The 20,302-nt window shown below is 44.8% G+C and carries 17 protein-coding genes; 14 read left to right on the top strand and 3 right to left on the bottom strand.

Features of this window, described 5'->3' with window-relative positions; translation table 11 throughout:
• The first annotated feature begins 155 nt into the window (after nt 1-155).
• The 3 genes from AC0MXB_RS06410 to AC0MXB_RS06400 all read left to right on the top strand — a co-directional run bounded on the left by AC0MXB_RS06410 (nt 156) and on the right by AC0MXB_RS06400 (nt 4,449).
• Entirely contained in the window at nt 156-1,337 is a 1,182-nt protein-coding gene (locus tag AC0MXB_RS06410) for a M20 metallopeptidase family protein (RefSeq protein WP_474038815.1), read from the top strand.
• A 121-nt stretch (nt 1,338-1,458) separates the two neighbouring features.
• Entirely contained in the window at nt 1,459-2,991 is a 1,533-nt protein-coding gene (locus AC0MXB_RS06405) for an AbgT family transporter (RefSeq protein ID WP_474038814.1), read from the top strand.
• Between the two features lie 18 nt (nt 2,992-3,009).
• A complete protein-coding gene (locus AC0MXB_RS06400) occupies nt 3,010-4,449 on the top strand; it encodes a M20 family metallopeptidase (protein ID WP_474038813.1) in 1,440 nt (479 codons plus the stop codon).
• 84 nt (nt 4,450-4,533) lie between these two features.
• On the opposite strand, the gene AC0MXB_RS06395 is transcribed toward AC0MXB_RS06400, so the two are convergent.
• Complete coding sequence (locus AC0MXB_RS06395) at nt 4,534-5,943, bottom strand: amino acid permease (protein ID WP_474038812.1); 1,410 nt, start codon at nt 5,941-5,943, stop codon at nt 4,534-4,536.
• Between the two features lie 248 nt (nt 5,944-6,191).
• Complete coding sequence (locus AC0MXB_RS06390) at nt 6,192-7,094, bottom strand: fumarylacetoacetate hydrolase family protein (RefSeq protein ID WP_474038811.1); 903 nt, start codon at nt 7,092-7,094, stop codon at nt 6,192-6,194.
• A 291-nt stretch (nt 7,095-7,385) separates the two neighbouring features.
• On the opposite strand from AC0MXB_RS06390, the gene AC0MXB_RS06385 reads away from it, so the two are divergent.
• From AC0MXB_RS06385 to AC0MXB_RS06370, 4 genes are all read left to right on the top strand, one after another.
• Nucleotides 7,386-8,858: an SLC13 family permease gene (locus AC0MXB_RS06385; protein WP_474038810.1), complete on the top strand. Its 1,473-nt coding sequence runs from the start codon at nt 7,386-7,388 to the stop codon at nt 8,856-8,858.
• Between the two features lie 162 nt (nt 8,859-9,020).
• A complete protein-coding gene (locus AC0MXB_RS06380) occupies nt 9,021-9,437 on the top strand; it encodes a MarR family winged helix-turn-helix transcriptional regulator (RefSeq protein WP_474038809.1) in 417 nt (138 codons plus the stop codon).
• Between the two features lie 42 nt (nt 9,438-9,479).
• Entirely contained in the window at nt 9,480-9,923 is a 444-nt protein-coding gene (locus AC0MXB_RS06375; RefSeq protein ID WP_474038808.1) for a universal stress protein, read from the top strand.
• Nucleotides 9,924-10,131: 208 nt separating this feature from the next.
• On the top strand, nt 10,132-11,910 hold the full coding sequence (locus AC0MXB_RS06370; RefSeq protein WP_474038807.1) for an HD domain-containing phosphohydrolase: 1,779 nt from the start codon (nt 10,132-10,134) through the stop codon (nt 11,908-11,910).
• Here AC0MXB_RS06370 and AC0MXB_RS06365 read toward each other — a convergent pair.
• Nucleotides 11,905-12,807 (bottom strand): LysR family transcriptional regulator, encoded by a 903-nt coding sequence (locus AC0MXB_RS06365; RefSeq protein WP_474038806.1) that lies wholly within the window; start codon nt 12,805-12,807, stop codon nt 11,905-11,907. The genes AC0MXB_RS06370 and AC0MXB_RS06365 overlap by 6 nt on opposite strands.
• A 146-nt stretch (nt 12,808-12,953) precedes the next feature.
• On the opposite strand from AC0MXB_RS06365, the gene AC0MXB_RS06360 reads away from it, so the two are divergent.
• From AC0MXB_RS06360 to AC0MXB_RS06330, 7 genes are all read left to right on the top strand, one after another.
• Entirely contained in the window at nt 12,954-13,745 is a 792-nt protein-coding gene (locus AC0MXB_RS06360; protein WP_474038805.1) for a fumarylacetoacetate hydrolase family protein, read from the top strand.
• A gap of 152 nt (nt 13,746-13,897) precedes the next feature.
• Nucleotides 13,898-14,767 (top strand): LysR family transcriptional regulator, encoded by an 870-nt coding sequence (locus AC0MXB_RS06355; protein WP_474038804.1) that lies wholly within the window; start codon nt 13,898-13,900, stop codon nt 14,765-14,767.
• Between the two features lie 383 nt (nt 14,768-15,150).
• Complete coding sequence (locus tag AC0MXB_RS06350; RefSeq protein ID WP_474038803.1) at nt 15,151-15,996, top strand: fumarate hydratase; 846 nt, start codon at nt 15,151-15,153, stop codon at nt 15,994-15,996.
• A gap of 15 nt (nt 15,997-16,011) precedes the next feature.
• The gene (locus AC0MXB_RS06345) at nt 16,012-16,569 is read left to right on the top strand and encodes a Fe-S-containing hydro-lyase (protein ID WP_474038802.1); all 558 of its coding nucleotides are present in this window, start codon (nt 16,012-16,014) and stop codon (nt 16,567-16,569) included.
• A gap of 33 nt (nt 16,570-16,602) precedes the next feature.
• Nucleotides 16,603-18,312 (top strand): FAD-binding protein, encoded by a 1,710-nt coding sequence (locus AC0MXB_RS06340; RefSeq protein WP_474038801.1) that lies wholly within the window; start codon nt 16,603-16,605, stop codon nt 18,310-18,312.
• Nucleotides 18,312-19,271, top strand: coding sequence for a succinate dehydrogenase/fumarate reductase iron-sulfur subunit (locus tag AC0MXB_RS06335; protein WP_474038800.1), 960 nt, complete (start codon nt 18,312-18,314; stop codon nt 19,269-19,271). The genes AC0MXB_RS06340 and AC0MXB_RS06335 overlap by 1 nt, the downstream gene beginning before the upstream one ends.
• Nucleotides 19,268-20,125 carry a CoB--CoM heterodisulfide reductase iron-sulfur subunit B family protein gene (locus AC0MXB_RS06330; RefSeq protein WP_474038799.1) on the top strand — a complete coding sequence of 286 codons (858 nt, stop codon included), beginning with the start codon at nt 19,268-19,270 and terminating at the stop codon, nt 20,123-20,125. The genes AC0MXB_RS06335 and AC0MXB_RS06330 overlap by 4 nt, the downstream gene beginning before the upstream one ends.
• Nucleotides 20,126-20,302 lie beyond the last annotated feature (177 nt).

Genomic DNA, 20,302 nt, shown 5'->3' with positions numbered 1-20,302 from the left:
AATTATCTTTTGAGCAACGAAGCTCTCGCTAACAGCGGGAGTTTTTTGTTTTTTTATTTACGGAAATGTCTTTTAAATGTCCCAAAACATATGCTATGATAAAAGAAAGGAAAAAGGGGTAAACGCCCTTTAAGGGCAAAGGAGCGAGTGATACAATGGATAGGACACAAATGATGCAGGCGTTAACAAAAGATTTGATTGATTGGCGGCGGCGTTTTCACCGCAGTCCGGAAATAAGTAATCATGAAGAACAGACAGCTGATTTTATTGCAGCTGAGCTTACCAAGATGGGGGTTACCTATCAAACCTATCAAGAGCATTTTGGTCTATGCGCCACCATAATAGGAGCGCTTCCTGGCCCAGTTATTGCTTTTCGGGCTGACATGGACGCCTTGCCAATTCAAGAAGAAAATGAAGTAGAGTATCGGTCGTTACGGCCACAAGTCATGCATGCGTGCGGCCATGATGGTCATATGGCGATTTTGTTGGGGCTTGTGAAGCTGTTTGCGGCAGCGAAAGATACTTTGGCAGGAACAGTCAAATTTATATTTCAACCGGCAGAGGAGGCCTCCCCGGTGGGGGGAGCGGAGCTCTTTATGGCCAGCGGTATTCTTGATGATGTGTCAGCTATTTTTGGACTGCATATGTGGCCCGATCTCCCCTGCGGACAGATTGGTTTGCGCCCGGGGGCGCTGATGGCTGCATCCGATAGGCTGACCATTGAACTTGAAGGTCAGGGAGCTCATGCCGGACAACCGCATCATGGTGTTGATGCCATTATGGTAGCTGCTGATGTGATGCAGGGAATCAGTCAAATCGTGAGTCGACAGCTCAATCCTTTAGAAACAGCTACGATTTCTATTGGCAAAATATCAGGTGGGGAGCGTTATAACGTAATTGCCCGCAAGGTAACCTTAGAAGGAACGGTCCGTACACTTGACGAATCGGTTCGTTTGGAGATTCCCGAACGGTTAGAACGACTGCTAGCGGGATTCACGGCAGCTCAGGGAGCGTCTTACCATTTGGATTATCAACGAGGCTATCCGATTTTAATGAATTGGCCGGAGCCGACTCGATTGGCTACTGAAGCGGCTGAGACCATAATCGGTCAGCAAAATGTGCAATCCAATGTGAAGCCTGTTTTGGCAGCAGAGGATTTTGGCCGCTATTTGACGAAATATCCCGGCGCCTTTTTTTGGCTAGGATGTGGTAAAAGCGGTGAAAAAAACTATAGCCTCCATAGTCCTCGTTTTGATATGGATGAGGCGGCTTTGGCAATCGGTGCAGAAATTTTATATGAAACAGGCTTACGAGCTTTGGCTTTTTATCATAAATAGTGGCTAAGTCTTATGATCCGTGTTTAATGGGAGAACGTCGGGAGGTGAAGCGGCATTAAGCAACTCTCGTTTAGCAGGCAAGCGGAGCTAGTAGAAAAAGATATTGGAGGAGAGTGACTATATGGGTTCTTTGTCAACAAATCAGCAAACGATGGAAACACCAAAAGGTTTCTTAGGGAAGCTAGAGATCATTGGTAACAAACTGCCGAATCCGGCAATTCTTTTTCTGCTTTTAATTGCTGTCCTGGCAATTATTTCAGCTGTTTTATCAGCCTATCATGTAACTGCGCTGCATCCTATGACCCATAAGACGATCGCTGTAAAGAGTCTGATCAGTCAAGAGGGCTTGCAATGGATCATGACAGATATGATTAAAAACTATATTAATTTCCCGCCGCTTGGCATGATTATGGTTTTAACCTTAGGAATTGGTCTTGTAGAAAAAACAGGTCTTATGGAAACCATTTTAAAGACAGCTATTCATGCGATTCCGAAACGTTATATTACTTTTACGATTGTTATTATGAGTTTTATGAGTCATTTGGCGTCCGATGCGGCGATTGTCGTTGTACCGCCCATTGCTGCTATGGTTTTCTATTCAATGGGGAGACACCCGTTTGTTGGCTTTGCTGCTTCGCTTGCCGCGATTTACTCCGGTTTTACGGCGAATATTTTAATTGTGACCACCGATGTGCTGTTATCAGGCATCAGTACGCAGGCCGCTAAAATTGTTGATCCCAGCATGGTAGTAACGCCAATTGATAACTGGTATTTTATGTGTTTTGCTGTATTTTACTTATCCATATTGACGACAATCGTTACCGAGAAATTTGTGGAACCGCGTATGGGGGTCTACCATGGTCAGCAGACAGTCAATTTAGAAAAGCCAACGGTTGCGCAAAGTAAAGCGCTGCGCCTGACTGGTTTGGCGACAGTGTTGTTCGTAGCTGTTCTGCTGCTACTTGTTGTACCAGAAGGGGCTTTATTGCGGAACCCCGAAACAGGCGGGATTCCAGGATCACCCTTTATCAAAGGGATTGTACCACTGCTGTTTCTGTTTTTCTTAACCGTTGGTCTTACTTACGGGATTAAAGTCAGAACGATTCAAACAGGCGATGATGTAGTTCATATGATGACCGAATGTATGAAAGGTCTTGCAGGCTTTCTTGTCATGGTTTTTGCGATTGCTCAGTTTATTGCCGCCTTTACCTGGACAAATATTGCGACCCTCATTGCTACATCAGGCGCTGAGTTCTTGAAAGATATTGGTATGACCGGACTGCCAGCTCTTTTATGTTTTATGCTTTTTGGTCAGTTTATGGGACTGTTTATTGCCAGCGGCTCGGCTATTTGGGCGCTCTTATCGCCTGTCTTTATACCGATGTTTATGCTGCTTGGCTACCATCCGGCCTTTATCCAAGTGGCCTTCCGGGCCGGTGATGGCGCTTTTAATACGATTCAGGTCGTCAATCCCTTTTTGCCGCTATTTTTAGAAACACTGAAAAAATATAAAGAAGAAAGCGGGATTGGCACCTATTTATCGTTGATGCTGCCTTATGCCCTGTCTTTCTTTGTCATGTGGTATGCTCTCTTTATCTTCTGGTATCTCATGGGGCTACCGGTCGGACCGGGAATTCCGCAGCGTTTGTGGTAAAAGAAAGGATGTTTTCCTATGGATAAACAAGGCTTGGAAGAATGGCTTGACCGTAAAACGAAAGAATTTACAGCAGTCAGTGATCTCGTATGGGGCTATGCTGAAACGCGCTTTGAAGAAGTGCAATCAGCTAAGCTGTTAGCTGATTGTTTAGAGCAGGCGGGTTTTACTGTTGAGCGAGGAACCGCTGGTCTAGCTACGGCTTTTCAGGCGTCGTTTGGCCAAGGCAAGCCAGTTATTGCACTCTTGGGAGAATATGATGCTCTCTCGGGTCTTAGTCAGCAAGGCGATGTCGCTGAAAAAAAGCCAATTACGCCAGGCGATAGCGGCCACGGTTGCGGTCATAACTTGCTTGGTGTCGGCGCTTTAGCAGCCGCCATGGCCGTAAAAGAATATCTTGCTGCGAACCATGTTTCTGGCACGGTTCGATTTTATGGTTGTCCCGGTGAAGAAGGCGGCTCAGGCAAGGCCTTTATGGCGCGAGAAGGCGTATTTGACGATGTGGATGCTGCTTTGACTTGGCATCCTCATGGTCATAATGCGGTGTATTCGGTACGCACTTTGGCCAATTATCAGGTTTATTTTCGCTTTCATGGTAAAAGCGCCCATGCTGGCGCGGCGCCGCATCTGGGACGCAGTGCTTTGGATGCGGTAGAATTGATGAATGTAGGCGTGAATTATCTTCGAGAACATGTTATTTCCGAAGCAAGACTTCATTATGCCGTAACGAATACGGGCGGTAGTGCGCCGAATGTGGTACAGGCTGAAGCGGAGGTTCTTTATTTAATACGGGCGCCGAAGTTAAAACAGGTTCAAGAAATCTATGATCGCGTTTGTAATGTTGCCAAAGGCGCGGCGCTTATGACTGGGACCGATTGTGAGATTGTTTTTAATAAAGGCTGTTCTGATTGTCTGCCTAATGATACGCTAGAAAAACTTTTGTATGAGAATTATCTTACAGTTGGTGCGCCGCAGTGGTCAGAAGCGGAACTGACTTTGGCCCGAAAGATTCAGGCGACTTTAGCTGATTCTGATAAAGAGAACGACTGGAATGTAGCCAAGGCGCTTATGGGCAATCAGGATAAAGCGCTGCTAGCGGAGTTGAAGCAAGTGCCGTTAGCCCATAAGATCTTGCCCTATCAGCATGATTCGATGCTGCTTACCGGATCAACCGATGTGGGCGATGTGAGCTGGATTACGCCAACAGCGCAGATTAGCACCGCTTGTCAAGCTTTTGGTACGCCAGGTCATTCTTGGCAGACTGTGTCGCAGGGAGTGACGAGTATTGCCCATAAAGGCATGCTCACAGCGGCTAAGGTATTAGCAAAAACGGCTGTTGATCTCTTTTTAGCGACGGATTTGCTAGCAACAGCAAAGCAAGAACTTATTGAAAAACGTGACGGCGAAGACTATAAATGCCCAATTCCTGCGGGTATAAAACCTTCACCTGCGAAGTAAAATCATAAAAAGCAGTTCTTTGTCACGACATAATGACGAAGAACTGCTTTTTTAGTTGAAAATGATTGTGTTATAAGGCGCGCGTTAACCTACTTCTTTTAAGGCTAGCGGCGCTTTCTTTTTAGCTAGTATACTATGACGATAGCCATAGAGTCCGTAAAAGGATAAGCCAATAGCCAACCAAATACTATAGCGAACCCAGGTCTCTGTGGGAAGGCTGTAAATAAGATACAGGCAAGAGATAATGGCTAAAGGGGCTACCACATGAGCATAGGGACAGCGAAAAGGACGATGGGCTTTGGGATCGGTGCGGCGCAGGACGAGTACGCCCACAGCTGTAGCCAAAAAGGCGAAAAGTGTGCCGATGTTTACCAATTCAGCCATAATATTTACTGGAGTAAAACCAGCAATCACTGCTACAATAATTCCCGACAAGGTAGTAATAATGTGAGGCGTGCCATATTTAGGATGTACTTTGCAGATGGCAGCAGGGATGAGTCCATCGCGCGACATGGCAAAGAAAATACGAGTCTGTCCATACATTACGGCAAGCAGAACTGTCGTAAGACCGGCAATGGCACCTGTGCCGACAAGAGCGGAACCAATATTATAGCCGATTTCGCGCAGGGCGAAGGCGACAGGTTCAGCGTTATTTAACTGATCATAAGGGACGACGCCTGTCAGTACAGCTGATACGGCAATATACAAAATAGCGCAGATAATCAAAGAACCAATGATGCCAATGGGTAAGTCGCGATTCGGGTTTTTACATTCTTCCGCCGCTGTAGCGACGCAATCAAAGCCAATATAGGCCAAAAACATGGCGGCAGCGCCAGTGACAACACCGGACATGCCGAAAGGCAGAAAGGGAGACCAGTTTGCTGGATTGACTTGGGGACCAGCGAGAAGAAGAAAGAGAAAAACGGCGCCTAACTTTACGGCAACGAGAATTTTATTCAGTTTAGCGCTTTCCTTCGTGCCGCGTAGCAGCAAGAGGCTTAAGAATAGCAGAATCAAGACAGCTGGGAGATTGATAATGCCGCCATCAGCTGCTACGGCTGTGAAGGTCTTTGGTAGCAGGACACCAGCTGATTTAAATAGGCCAGTTACGTAGGCGGACCAACCAGCAGCCACCAGACTGGCCGCTAGCGAATATTCTAAAATTAGGCTCCAGCCGACAATCCAAGCGAAAAGTTCGCCTAAGGCTGTGTAAGAATACGTATAGGCACTGCCAGCCACGGGAACGGTTGAAGCAAGTTCTGAGTAGCAGAGAGCGCAAAAGACACAGGCGATTGCCGAAAGTACGAGTGAAATAATAATACCAGGTCCGGCATAGGTTGCGGCAACTACACCAGTAAATACAAAAATGCCTGTACCCATAATACAGCCTACGCCAAGTAGGACCATGTCAAGAGCAGTCATGTTTTTGGCAAGTTTGTTGTGAGTTTTTGCCTCTTGCAGAGAAGAAAGGGTTTTAGTGCGAAACAAATTCATAGCAGTTCACTTCTTTCAAAAAAAATTACACAAAGCTACTGTAATGACTCTCAACAGTAAACCTTCTGTGTACATGTGTAATAATATAACACATGTACAGCGGTGATACCAAGGAAAAGTTTTTATAAGACGGAAAGTAATACAAAAGTCTTTTTGTGGTAAACAAAAAACAAACCTGCCAGGAAATGCTATGCGGTGGAAGCCGATACATTTCTGCAGGTTTGTTCTTTGCAATGAACTGCGAATTCTTAGGCTATAGTATTTTTTAAAACTCCCAAATGAGTAATCGAAAGTTCCAGGGTATCACCGCTTTGCAAGAACTTCGGCGGTGTAAATCCAGCTCCGACGCCAGCAGGCGTTCCTGTAGCGATTATATCACCTGCTTCCAGTGTCATTGTAGCGGAAATGGTTGCCAAGAGGGTCGGGATATCAAACAAAAGGTCACTGAGCGATGCTTCTTGACGCACTTCGCCATTTACTTTCGATTGAATCGTTAAGGATTTAAAGTCGGCAATGGCGCTTTGGTGAACAAGGTAAGGTCCCATAGGGCCGGAAGTATCAAGGTTTTTTCCTAAGAACCATTGATTATGCCGCTTTTGCAGATCTCTTGCTGTTACGTCATTAAAAATTGTATAGCCGAAAACATAGTCCCAAGCAGTTTCTTTCGTGATGTTTTTACCTGTTTTGCCAATTACGACAGCAAGCTCTACTTCATAATCCAAGGACTGGGTCATTTCCTTATGGCTTTGAATTGGTTCATCAGGGCCGATGACGGTTGTGGGCGCTTTGGTAAACACGACAGGATAGAGGGGAACATCAGCGCCAGGATCAAATTCTTTGGCATGAGCTGCGTAATTTTTACCGATACAAAAGATGTTTTTTCTTGGGCGAGGAATCGGTGCTAAGATTTTCACTGCCGCCAAGGGGAGTAAACAAGATGCTTCTAGGTCAGCTTCGGCAGCAGTGGCAATCTTTTTTACTGTACTTAAGGCTTGTTCTCCTTGGTCGATCAGGCCCAGGAGGGTATGCGGCAGTGTTGCTGTTTTACAGTAGCGCTCTTCTGCTGCTAATAGGGGAATAATTTTTTTACCGTCTTGAGAAAGTAACCCGATTGTTTCTACATCGCCGTAACGGTACGTCAAAAAGTACATAAAGCCACCTGCTTTCTGATAAGTTATTACCTTATTAGTATACAAAAGAAAATATCAGAAAAGAAAGCGAAAAAAATAAATTTTTCTGAATTTTTTTAAAGGATTTATCTATTTTAAGCAGAATAAATAATCAGGAAGTGCTATCATAAAATTATATTGAAAATTTTGAAGATTGAAACAGTGGTATTAACGGCTAAACATCACATGTTTTGCCAATCCGTTATTTTGCGAAGGAGGTGAAAAGAAGGTTTGGCCAGATGGTAAAAAAGACGAAGAAAAGAGGGATTGGTAATGGCGCAAAACGGTCAAATTACTGGTAAACAAATTTTATGGCTTGTTCTTGGCTTTGCTGTAATGCTAGGAATTGCCTTCGCCCCAGTGGCGGCGGGATTATCTACGGCAGGTCAAAGGGTTCTCGGCGTTTTAGCCTTCGCTGTTATTATGTGGGTTACGCAAGCTGTTTCCTATCCGGTCAGTGCAATTGGCATTATTTTATTTTTGCTGTTGTTTCTTGGATTCTCACCAGTACAAGGTGTAACTGGTCCTGTTCTTGGCACAGCAAAAGCAATTCCCATTGCCTTAAGCGGTTTCGTGAATTCGGGCTGGGTTTTGGTTGCTGCTGGTTTATTTATAGCCGGAGCTATTTTATCGACAGGCTTAGAAAAACGGATTGCCTTAAATATTTTGCGGGTTGTCGGAACAAAAACAAACCGTGTTTTTGCTGGCATGATGATTGTAATGCTTGTTCTCGATTTTCTTATTCCCTCGATTACCGCAAGAGCTGCGACAATGACTCCTATTGCTATGGGACTCATTGCGGCGTTCCAAGTGGATCCGAAAAGTGTATTTGCTCGTAATTTGCTTGTCTGCATCGCTGCTTCCGCCTCTATTTCTGGGATTGGCGTACTGACAGCTGGTGCGCCGAATCCTGTGGCATTATCGTTTATTTCCGGTGTGCTGAAACATCCAATTTCCTGGGGCGAGTGGCTGCTCTATGGCATGCCCTTCTGCCTTGTGCTTATGGTTGTTCTCTACTTGTTAATTACGCGGCTTAACACCTTTGAATTTTCTGAGATTCCTGGCGGCAAAGAAGCAATTAACAAGGCGATTGCTGACTTAGGTCCCATGAGTCAAAACGAAAAGAAAATATCGGTGATTTTCTTTATTACCATTTTACTTTGGTCAACAGAATCTTTTCACAAAATTGATGCCAATACAGTTTCCGTTTTAGCTGTTTTCCTCATGCTCTTTCCGAGTATCGGCGTTGCCGCTTGGAAAGATGTGGCTGGCAAAATTGACTGGGGCACAATTCTACTGTTTGGCGCTGGGATTTCTCTCGGTGAATCGATGCTCAAATCGGGTTCGGCTATTTGGATGGCCAAAACGTGTCTGGGCGGTCTGGGTCTTGGCGCCTTATCGCCAGGTGTTATGATGGTGATTATCGCCGTAGCGCTGCTCATCATCCGCTTCGCCTTTGCTAGTATCACTTCGGCGACAGCCGCGCTTGTACCGACAGTACTTGGTTTTCTTGTAAGCCTGAATAATCCAGAGCTGCCGATGTGGGGCATGACGCTCATTGCGACATTTACCGTTTATTTTGCCTTTATTCTTCCGGTAAATTCGCCGCAATCCATGATTCCTTACGCTACTAATACCTTTGAAGTAAAAGATATGGCTAAGATCGGTATACCTCTGACAATTATTTCTATGGGGGTCTTGGCCCTCTTTATCTTCACCTATTGGCATTGGCTCGGTCTTGTTTAATTTTTAAGCGCCGCTGAAGAGCGGCGCTTTCTTTTTTTTGCGGCAGGGAGAGGCCTTTTCTTTGTAGAAATAATCCACTATCAATAAATTTTAGAATGCATCTTTTGGTGTGATTGAGCAATTAGAAGAATTGCTTATTTTGATTGAGTAGGGGTTAGAAATATGGATGAACAAGATCAGATGATTCACCAGCTATATCAAACGACTCGCGCTATATCCAAAGGATTGAATCAGCGCTTAGAGCCGGCAGGAATTTATACTTCGGAGTGGACTATTTTAAAGATTCTCAAAGAACAGGAAGCCTTGACGCAGATTGCTTTGGCCAATTATTTGAATGTGGAACCAGCGGCTATCTCTAAGACGCTTGTCAAGTTAGAAAAAAAAGAACTTGTCGTAAGGCAGGTTGGCCAGGATAAGCGGGAAAAGATTATTTCATTAACGGCAAAAGCGCAGGAATCTTACGAAATGTGGCAACAGATTGTCGGTGAGCATCGACGGCAGTTTTTGCAGGATATTTCGGCAGAACAGTTGACTTTGATGCGACGCTTATTGCAGACGATGGCAAAGCATGCCAAGTAAATAGTGCAGCAGTTTGGGCGATGGCGCAAAGGAGAGAGGGGTATGTTTCATAAAATCTTAGTCCCAGTTGACGGGTCAGATACCGCATTACTTGCGGTAAAATATGCTCGGAAGCTGGCGGGGAAATTTAGCAGTGCTGTTACTTTGCTTCATGTGATTCCGAATGTGGCAGTTGTTCCTGGAGCGGTACCGATGCCTGATACAGTTTTAGCGAAGCTTGATGAAACTGGAAATACGGTTTTGGCACAGGCTGCAGCTTACTTTGCCGACTATGATGGTCGAGTCTATCAGCGTCTGGAGTATGGACCGCCAGGAAGAGTGATTACTGAAATTGCTTTAGACCACCACTTTTCCCTGATTATTATGGGGCGGCGAGGGCTGAGCAATGTGACGGCTTTTTTCTTAGGCAGTGTCAGCAATCATGTAGTACAGCATGCCCCTTGTCCAACTATGATTATTAAGGATCAGGAAAAAACAGCAGAGTAACTCTATGAATAGGATTCTGGTCGGTAAAAACGTCTAGAGTTCTATTTTGTAGTTTTATCTGCGATTTAGGACTTTAGTGGGAGATTTTTTAGAAGGAGAATTTTTGTCAAAAGCGAAAATAATTGTAAAAATAGGAAAAATGTGAATTTTATGATTGCCGAGCTGTGCAGCAAATGAATGATCCTTGCGATGAAAGAGGGAGTTCATAATGAGTCTTCGAATAAAACTGTTTTTGACAACGGCAGTCACGTTGGTTCTTTTTATCTGGCTTTTTTCTTTGGCTATTACGCATCAAGTCGAAAAAAGAGTTCTGGAAGATGTAACGCAGACTATGGATAGTAAGACAAGACAGGCAGCGATGACGATTGACTTTTGGTTTCGGGAAAGGTCGCTATCCTTAGAAGCTTTCGCTAGCGAATTGGAACGTCATAAATTAGATCAAAAATCACCTGAGTTGAGAGAAAATATGCTCTCTTTTTCCCGGCGTTTTTCGGATCGTTTTGCTAATAGTCTGTTTATCGGTTTTGCGAATCATCAGCTTGTGTCAATCGTGAATCGTTCGCAGCAACAACTAGCCGCGTTTGATCCGACGGTTCGACCGTGGTATCAGCAAGCTTTAGAACAGCGGCGGACCATCATCACAGAACCTTACAACGATTTTTTTTCTGGTAGACAAGTTGTTACTTTGGCTGTCCCAGTAAAAGAACTCAGTGAACCAGCTGTTTTAAGTACTGATATTTTTCTCGAAGAACTGAAGCCCATTGCGGATAAAATTCGCTTTCATCCTTTGGCGCAAATTGCTTTTTTTAGCCGAGAAGGCAAGGTTATTTATGACCCTGATGGTATTTTTGCCGCGACACCGGACGAATCTATTTTAATTGCGGCGGATCGTGATACTCGCTATAAGACGCTGCAAACTATGTTTGCTCAGGAAAGTGGCTTTCTTTATGATTCGGGAGGACAGGGGTATCAAGTGTTTCATACTTATGTTCCTTCAACTGGTTGGGTCATTATGACCAGGATTCCCTCAGCTGTCTTTTATGAAGCAAGTCGACAGTTGCAACAGTATGCGATTGGCGCTTCCGTTTTGGCGATTTTACTTGCGCTTATTTTTTCCTCTATTTTTGTACGGCGCATCGTTTTACCTTTAGAGGAAATGGCTCAAGTCGCTCATACCATGGGCGGCGGGAATCTGAACGTGGCTTTTTCGCCGCAGAAAACACCAGAATTAAAGAATTTGGCGCTTTGCCTGGAAAGTATGCGAAATCAGATCTTATCTCTTCTTGACGGAAAAGATGAAATGGTAAAAGAGGCCAATGCCAACAGACAGGAAATCCAGTCGCTTTATCAACAGATGATTGCTTTGAATGCGGAACTGAATAAAGCCTTTCAGGAGAAAGATGCGGCAAATCTTGCGACGATTAAAGCGTTAGCCGATGCCGTAGAGGCCAAAGATTCTTATACGCGCGGCCATAGTGAGCGTGTTTTAGAGTATTCTTTAATGATCGGCAAAAAAATGAAACTAAGCGAAGCTCAAATGGAGTTTTTGAGCTACGCGGCTATTTTGCATGACATCGGCAAAATTGGAATTCCCTTTAAAATACTAAACAAGCCAGGGAAGCTGAGTGCTGATGAATATAGTGTCATTCAACAGCATCCTCAGATTGGCTATAAAATTATAAAAAATATCTCCTACCTAAGGGAGGTAGGAGAAGCGGTTGTACAGCATCACGAATGGTTTAATGGTCAAGGGTATCCGTCAGGCCTTAGCGACAGAGATATTCACCCGATGGCGCAAATTTTAGCGGTAGCTGATGCCTACGATGCCATGACCAGTCTGAGGGTTTATCGTAAGTCTTTATCAAGGGAACAGGCTTGTGCAGAACTGCGGTCTAAGGCGGGCATTCAATTTTCACCGAACATTGTCAAGACTTTTTGTGAAGTCCTTGAGCAAGAAGGCGAGCAGTCAAGCGCTGCTATATCATAGGGCATTCTTTTTATCGCTAGCATGAGTATAGCGGCGCGTAAAATCGATAAAGGTTTTGCCAGCTAGCGGCAGCGATGTGTCGGGAAGCCAAATCAGTCCCATGGTGAGATATAGCGCTGGAACGAGTGAACGGGAAATCAACGAATCCTCTTGGCTGATGCAATCGACTGGCAGAAAAGAAATTCCTACATCCTGAGCTACGAGCGCTTTAATCGTTTGGAACTGATTTGTCGATATGGTAATGTTTGGTGCAAGACCTGCTTGGGCATAATTGTCTAAAATAATTTTTCGCAGGAGATATCCCTCATTGTAGAGAATGAGGGGTTCTTTATTTATGTCGGGAAAAGACAAGGTTGGTTTTGCAGCAAGGCGGTGGTGCGGTGGTAGGCAAACTGTTATTTCCTGAGTGGTAATCTGGTGAGAGCACAGTGGTAAAGCCGCTAAATTATCAGGAAACATGACCAGAGCGGCATGAACATTTTTTTCCAGAACAAGATTGACTGCTGCTGCTGATCCGTCATCTACTACGAGCATATCTAAGGCTGGATAACTTTTTTTGAAAGCGGCAAACAAGGCGGGAAAGACATAAGCGCCTAACAGTGGCGGCACGGCTAGACGAAAAGTATCGTGAGACAGTTTTTTATATTCAGCCATAGTATTTTGTAATGATTGAAAATGATCGAGAAATCCTTTAGCCAGTTCTAGGAAGATTTTCCCCTCGGCTGTGAGCTGAACGCGTTTTTGGCTGCGGTCTAAGAGCGAGAGTCCTAGCTCTGCTTCTAGTCTAGTCACTGCCTTTGATACGGCAGGTTGCGAGACGTGGAGCGCCTCGGCGGCGGCCGTAAAATTATGTAAGGTACATACTGTCACAAAATACGTCAGCTCTCGAAGCTCCATGGTGATTCACCTTGCCTTATTATGAACTATAGTTATCATATCATGATTTTTTGGTATTTCAATTTTTTTTGACAACGGCGTATAATGAGCTCACCAAATTTATTTGATTCTTTACAAATTAGTTAGAAAGCAGATTGGTGAGAAATATGAAGGAAGTATGTAAAAAAATCGTCCGTTATCAGACACAAGACGACCAGATTCGTTATGGTTTAATCCAGGGAGAAGAAGTCTTCCGTTTAGCAGGCGACTTTGCGGCTATGGCAGCAGGCGACTTTAGTTTGACTGGCGAGAAAATTTTGTTAGACGCAGTGAAGCTCCTTGTTCCTGTAGAACCGACGAAAGTCGTTAATTTTGGTTGGACCTATGCTGGTCATGCCCAGGAAACTGGCGGACAAGCCAATTTGAGTGAGCCCTTTCTCTTTCTTAAGCCCTTATCGTCGCTCATTGCTACCGGTGAAACAATTTCTTTGCCGCCGACTACCTTAACGAATAAGGTGGAACTAGAAGGCGAAGTTGCTTTGATTATTGGCAAACGCGGCAAAAATGTGACTGAGGCTGAGGCGCTTAACTATGTATTTGGCTATACTGTTTTTAATGATGTAACAGCAAGAGATCTTACGAAAAGCGATCCCCAGTTTACCCGAGGTAAAGGGTTTGATACTTTTGGTCCCATTGGACCGTGGATCGTTACAGATCTCGATCCGTCGGATCTTAAAATTACAACAACTTTAAATGGCACAATCGTGCAACAAGGCAGTACAGCGCAAATGTCTCTATCGATTCCTTTCTTGATTAGTTGGATTTCGCAGGTAATGACGCTAGAGCCAGGTGATGTTTTGGCGCTTGGGTCGCCTTCAGGGACTTGCCCGATGCAAAGCGGTGATGAAGTGACAGTTACTGTTGCGGGAATTGGTACTCTTGTAAATTATGTAAAGTAATGTATTGCTATGAAAAAATAATAAAAGCTGCTTCTTGTCAATGCGCTTTTCTTCGGAAAAGCTTGTACAAGGAGCAGCTTTTCTCTGTTCGAAGTATGCTATACTAAAGAAAAGAGCCAATTGTCTTAGGGGAGCGATTGAGGGGGCAGTGTATGGAATTACGGCAGCTGGAGTATTTTCAAATGGCAAGCAGGCTTGGCAGTATTACTAGGGCTGCCGAGCGACTTCATGTTTCGCAGCCGAGTATTACGAAAGCGATTCAGAAACTGGAAGGCGAGTTAAACGTACAGCTTTTTGATCGCAGTCAGAAACATCTAGCCTTAACACCAGAAGGAGCTGTTTTTTTAGAGCGGATAGAAAAAGCTTTGCATATGATTGATGACGCCTTATTTGAGCTGAAGGATTATCAGCAGCTCCAAAAAGGCGCGATTAAAATAGGCATTCCCCCTATGGTAGGCTCTTACTTGTTCCCAAAGATTTTTTATCATTTCCGTAAGCAATATCCTAAATTAGAAACGTTTATTTCCGAGGAAGGCTCTTTGATGATTCGTGATAAATTAGAAAAGGGCGAATTGGATTTAGGGATTGCCATTATTAATGAAACACCCTCTAATCTGCAGACAATTCCTTTGGCAGTGCATCAAATTCTTGTTTGTATGCCGCCCAATCATCCCTTAAGCCAAAAAGAAAGTTTGTCGGTCTACGATCTCGACCAGGAGCCCTTAATTATGCTTAAAGAAGATTCTTATCATCGCCGGGTGATTGCTGAGAAGTTTTCTAAAGCCTCCATTTTACCGCAAATCGTCTTATCATCAAGTCAGGTAGAAACAATTAAGGGATTAGTCGTAAGTGGAACAGGCATTTCTTTTTTGTTAGATGTAATTGCGCAAAAGGAGCCACTGCTTGTTACGCGGCCTTTTTCCGAGCCGCTGCAAGTTCAAGTAGGTCTTGTTTGGAAAAAGGAGGGCTATTTGAGCCGAGCATCGCGGGCCTTTATGGATTTTATGCAACAGTATATATAAAACGGTTACGAAATGAAACCTGCTAGAAAAACTTGTCTGTTTAGTTACGAGACGAGTTTTTTTATTTGCTATGCAAGAAAATTATGAAATATAGCCTATGTCTATGATAACATGACGAATAACTATTTTATATTTTCGCCAGAATCTGCTAGTCTATTAAAAGAGAAAAAAATCACAAAGTAAATAGGGCTGGCGATGACAGTAGACGAGAAATAGGATATACTGTTAGATAATAAATCTTTTTGCTTTACGCTGGCTGTTTTGATTAGGCTGATTTTTCAGGATACACTAGTCGGGATAGGCGGCGTAGTTTGGGTTTATAGGTATTTGCCTAAGCTGATTTTGCCTACAATACTTAAAGGTTAATTAAGGGAGGAAGTTTCATGCGTAAAATTGAAGCCTCGCAAATCACAAAAGCCGTTGCTAAATTGGCTACTGATGCCAACTACTACTTGTCTCACGATATTTACGACGCCTTAGTAGAAAATCAGAAAGTCGAACGCTCTCCTCTTGGCAAAGAAATTCTCGGCAAACTTGTAGAAAATGCCGATATTGCTCGCGCCGAAGATATGCCGATCTGCCAGGATACGGGGATGGCTGTCTTGTTTGTGGAATTAGGGCAGGATGTACAAATTGTCGGTGACAGTCTGGCTAATGCTATTAATGCAGGTGTAGCGAAAGGTTATACGGAAGGCTATTTAAGAAAGTCCGTTGTGGCTGAGCCTGTATTTGAACGGAAAAATACGAAGGACAATACGCCAGCGATTATTCATGTGGAACTTGTCCCTGGCGATAAGTTAAAGCTGCTGCTAGCGCCGAAAGGTTTTGGCAGCGAAAATAAGAGCGCGATTAAAATGCTTGTACCAGCTGATGGAATTCAAGGAATTAAGGATTTCGTTGTTGACACAGTAAAAAAAGCGGGATCAAACCCTTGTCCGCCCATGGTTGTTGGCGTAGGAATCGGCGGAACCTTTGAAAAATGCGCATACCTTGCGAAGAAAGCTTTGACTCGTCCGATTACATCGAAAAACGAAGATCCTCGCTATGCCAAATTAGAGGAAGAACTGATGGAGTTAATTCGTAAAACTGGTCTTGGACCGCAAGGACTCGGCGGTGATGTGACGGCGCTTGGCGTCAATATCGAATGGTATCCGACGCATATTGCCGGGATGCCTGTTGCAGTCAATATTAACTGTCATGCCACCCGCCATGCGGAAGTGGAACTTTAAGAGGAGGTTACGAAAATGGCTGAAGCAATTCGCATTACTACCCCTTTAACAAAAGAAAAGGTACAATCCTTAAAAGCGGGTGACAGTGTTTTAATTAGCGGCGTGATTTATGCAGCTCGCGATGCAGCTCATAAAGAAATGACCGAGGCGCTCGCTCGCGGTGAAAAACTGCCTGTTGATCTGACCGATCAGGTTGTATATTATGTAGGACCTTCGCCAGCGAAACCAGGTCAACCTATCGGTTCCGCCGGTCCGACTACGAGCGGTCGTATGGATGCCTATACGCCAGCCTTGATTGAACAGGGACTGCGCGGCATGATTGGCAAAGGCTATCGTTCGAAAGAAGTCGTAGACGCTATGAAAAAGCACGGCGTAACTTATTTCGCTGCGATTGGCGGCGCCGCCGCTTTAATTGCTCGTTCCGTAAAAAAATATGAAGTGCTGGCTTACGGTGATTTAGGTCCAGAAGCCTTAGCGGCACTTACGGTAGAAGATTTCCCCGCGATTGTTGTCATTGACTGTGAAGGCAATAATTTTTATGAACAAGGCCAAAAGCCTTATGCGCAAATCTAAAGATAGGCGTAAAATTTTGGATTGAGGTGACATATGCTTACTTTTGACGTATTAGTAATCGGCAGCGGCGGCTCCGGTATGCGCGCCGCGCTGGAAGCGGCAAGGCAGGGCGATTTAAATGTAGCTTTGATGACGAAGGTATTTCCGACCCGCTCGGCTACCGCGATGGCTCAGGGCGGCATTAACGGCGTTCTGAAAAATGCCGATGCGACCGATACTTTAGAAAAACATATTTTCGATACTGCTAAAGGCAGTGACTATTTGGGCGACCAAGATGCCATTGAATTTTTCTGTAATATGAGTCCTGACTGTATTAACGAGATTGACTATTTTGGCGTTCCCTTTTCTCGTGACAAAGAAGGTCGTATTTCTCAGCGTAACTTCGGCGGTCAATCTTCACCGCGTACCTGTTATTCCGCTGATAAAACCGGCCATGTCATACTGCATACCATGTACGAGCAGTGTTTGAAGCATGATGTAAAAGTGCTGCAAGAGTGGCAGCTCTTAGATGTTGTTGTAGAAGACGGCGAACTGCGCGGCGTAGTGGCGCTACAAATAAAAACAGGTGAAATTGTGCCGATTGCCGCAAAAAGCGTAGTCATCGCTACAGGCGGCGCTGGTCGGATGTATTGGATGCGTACAACTAATCCCTTCACTTCTACTGGCGATGGTATGGCAGCTTGCTTTAGAGCAGGCGTTGCCCTAAAAGATCCGGAAATGGTGCAGTTCCACCCGACAGGCCTTGCTAGCACCGGTATTTTGATGTCAGAAGCAGTGCGCGGTGAAGGCGGCTATCTTATCAACCGTCTTGGCGAACGTTTTATGAAGCGTTACGCCCCGGAAAAAATGGAACTTGCTACGCGTGACGTTGTTGCCAAAGGCATTGAAACGGAAATTAAGGAAGGCCGTGGTTTTGGCGAAGGCATTACTGCCTATGTTCAGGTCGATGTACGTCATTTACCAGAAGAGGCGATTATCGAGAAACTTCATGGTATTCGTGATCTGGCCATTTCTTTTGAACATGTTGATCCTGTGAAAGAACCGATTCCGATTCGTCCAACCTGCCATTATTCGATGGGCGGCATAGACGTAGTCGATTATAAAACCTGCGCTACAGCGGTCAGCGGTCTCTTTGCCGCCGGGGAAGCAGCTTGCGTATCTATTCACGGTGCGAATCGTTTGGGCGGCAACTCGCTTGCTGATGTAATGGTTTTTGGTAAAGTAGCAGGCATGGGCGCTAGCGATTGTGCCAGAAAACGAACGATTACCGGTGAAAATTTGCTAAGTGAAGCCGCAACAGGCTGGGAAAAACGTTTTGAAGAAGTTGTTTCCCGTACGAAAGGCGCTACCGTTGCGTCGATTCGTGATCGCTTGGCCGAAATCATGTGGTACAATGTGGGCGTATTCCGCAATGAAGCCGATATGGTAAAAGCAGCACAAGTCGTTGATGGTTTGCTTGCTGAATACCAAACTTGCGTAGTCGGCGATAGCAGCCGTGTATTTAACAGCGCCTTCGTAAACTATGTGGAAATGGGGAATCTGTTGACAATTGCCAAGGCTGTTGTAACAGGCGCTTTAGCCCGCAAAGAAAGCCGGGGCTGCCACCTGCGTGATGATTATGCAAAGCGCGATGATGAAAATTTCTTAAAACATACGCTGATCACCAAAGATGGTTCTGATTATAAATTATCCTACCGGCCGGTCGTCATTACGAAGCATCAACCGGCAGAAAGGAAATACTAATGCGACAGATTACCTATAAAATACACCGTTTTCAAGATAATAAGTCCTTTGTACAGGAATACAGTTTTCCTCATGAGCCTGGCAAAACGATTTTATGGGGTTTAATAAAAATTAAAGATACGATGGATCCGACACTGACTTTCGTAGCTGCCTGTCGGTCTGCTGTCTGCGGCGCTTGTGCCGTTCGCGTCAATGGCCAGGCTATGCTAGCTTGTGAAGTTGGTCTTGATGATGTGACAGCGCGTTTTGGCGATACGCTCGAAATTAGCCCAATTCAAAACTTCAAAGTTATTCGCGATCTTGTTGTGGACTGGGAGCCCAAGGCGCAGCGCTTAAAAGAAGTCAAACCGTGGCTGATTCCTGACGAACAGTTTACGGCGAAAAGCGGCTGTCGTCAGTCGCCGGAAGATTTTAAAAAGATACGTCAGCAAGCTGACTGTATTCTCTGTGGTTCTTGTGCGTCTGAATGTAATAAGCTCAGCGCCGATGAAAGAGACTTTTTAGAGCCCTTTATTTTTAGTAAAGCTCAGAAATTTGTAGCTGACTCGCGTGATAAAGATTTTATGGCTCATTTGACGCCAGCTATGGCCAAAGGCCTGTGGAAATGCGTTCACTGTCAGGAATGTGTGACCAAGTGTCCGAAACATTTAGAGCCAGCGGAAGATATATCAAAATTACGGCAAAAATCGGTGCAAGCTGGTATGACTGATAATATGGGCGCTCGTCATGGTATGGCCTTCCGAGATGATATTGCCAAAACAGGCCGCTTAAACGAAGCGACCATGTCGGTGAAAACCGAAGGCTTGTTAAAGTCGTCGACTCGCGCTGCTTTTGCTATGCGTCTTTTTGTTCGCGGCAAATTAAATCCGCTTCATCTGATTCACTCGGCTACGCCAGTGCAGGGAATTGACAAAGTGAGAGCCATTATGAAAGCAGTCAAGGAGGCGGAGAAAGAATGAAATATGGATTTTTTCCTGGCTGTGTCCTCGAAGCGGCGGCCAAAGAAGATATGATGGCAACACTTGCCGTTGCGAAAAAACTAGGAATTGAACTCGTTGAGCTTCCCGGCTGGACTTGCTGCGGCGCCTCTCATGTACAAGATATTGATGAGTTAACAGCTCTGTCCGTGAATGCCCGTAATATTGCTTTGGCCGAAGGCCTGAAGCTTGATATTATGACGGTCTGTAATACTTGTACGCTCATGCTGCGCAAAGCAAAACATGAATTAGATCATGGCATGAAAGAAAAGGTAAACCCGATTCTAGCTAAGGCGGGGATGAAGTATGAAGGAACAAGCGAAATCACTCATTTACTGTGGGCGCTTGTTCGCGACTATGGTCTTGATAAATTAAAGGGAAAAGTAGTGCGCCCTTTGCAAGGTATGAAAGTGGCTGGTTATTATGGCTGCCATCTGCTAAGACCGCCTGAAATTATGAATTTTGAAGATCATGCAGTGCCTCATTCTTTAGAAGATCTGATTCGCGCATTGGGAGCTGAACCGGTCGAGTTTGATGCCAAACTGAAATGTTGTGGCTTCCATGCTGTATATCCAGCGCGTGACAGTGTGCTTAAGATGACGGGAGAAACGAACCTCAGCGCGATTAAAGCAGGGGCAGACTGTCTCGTTACGCCTTGCCCGCTGTGTCAGATGCAGCTTGATATGTTCCACCCAGAAGGACAGGCTGCAGTTGGTGCGGCCAAGGAAATCCCCATTCTTCATATGTCGCAGCTCATCGGTCTAGCTTTAGGGCTGTCGCAGGATGAATTGGGCATGAAGCGCCATATTGTTAGCACGGCAGTTTTAAAGCTGTAACTTGATTTGTTAGCTGTAGCTTAAACAATGCTAGAGACCTCTCAGTACAGCGCTTAGCGGCGATGTTTCTGAGAGGTTTTTTAAAAACAACGTAGTTGGAATTTTGTAATTTTATGGTGTTTTAGTAAAAAAAACGGCAGTTATTTCCTTGACTTTTTATGAATTTTTACAGTAAAA

Source organism: Pelorhabdus sp. sgz311001 (genome assembly GCF_055901755.1).
The sequence above is the reverse complement of the archived record's forward strand: the minus strand, read 5'-3'. Positions and strand labels throughout refer to the sequence as shown.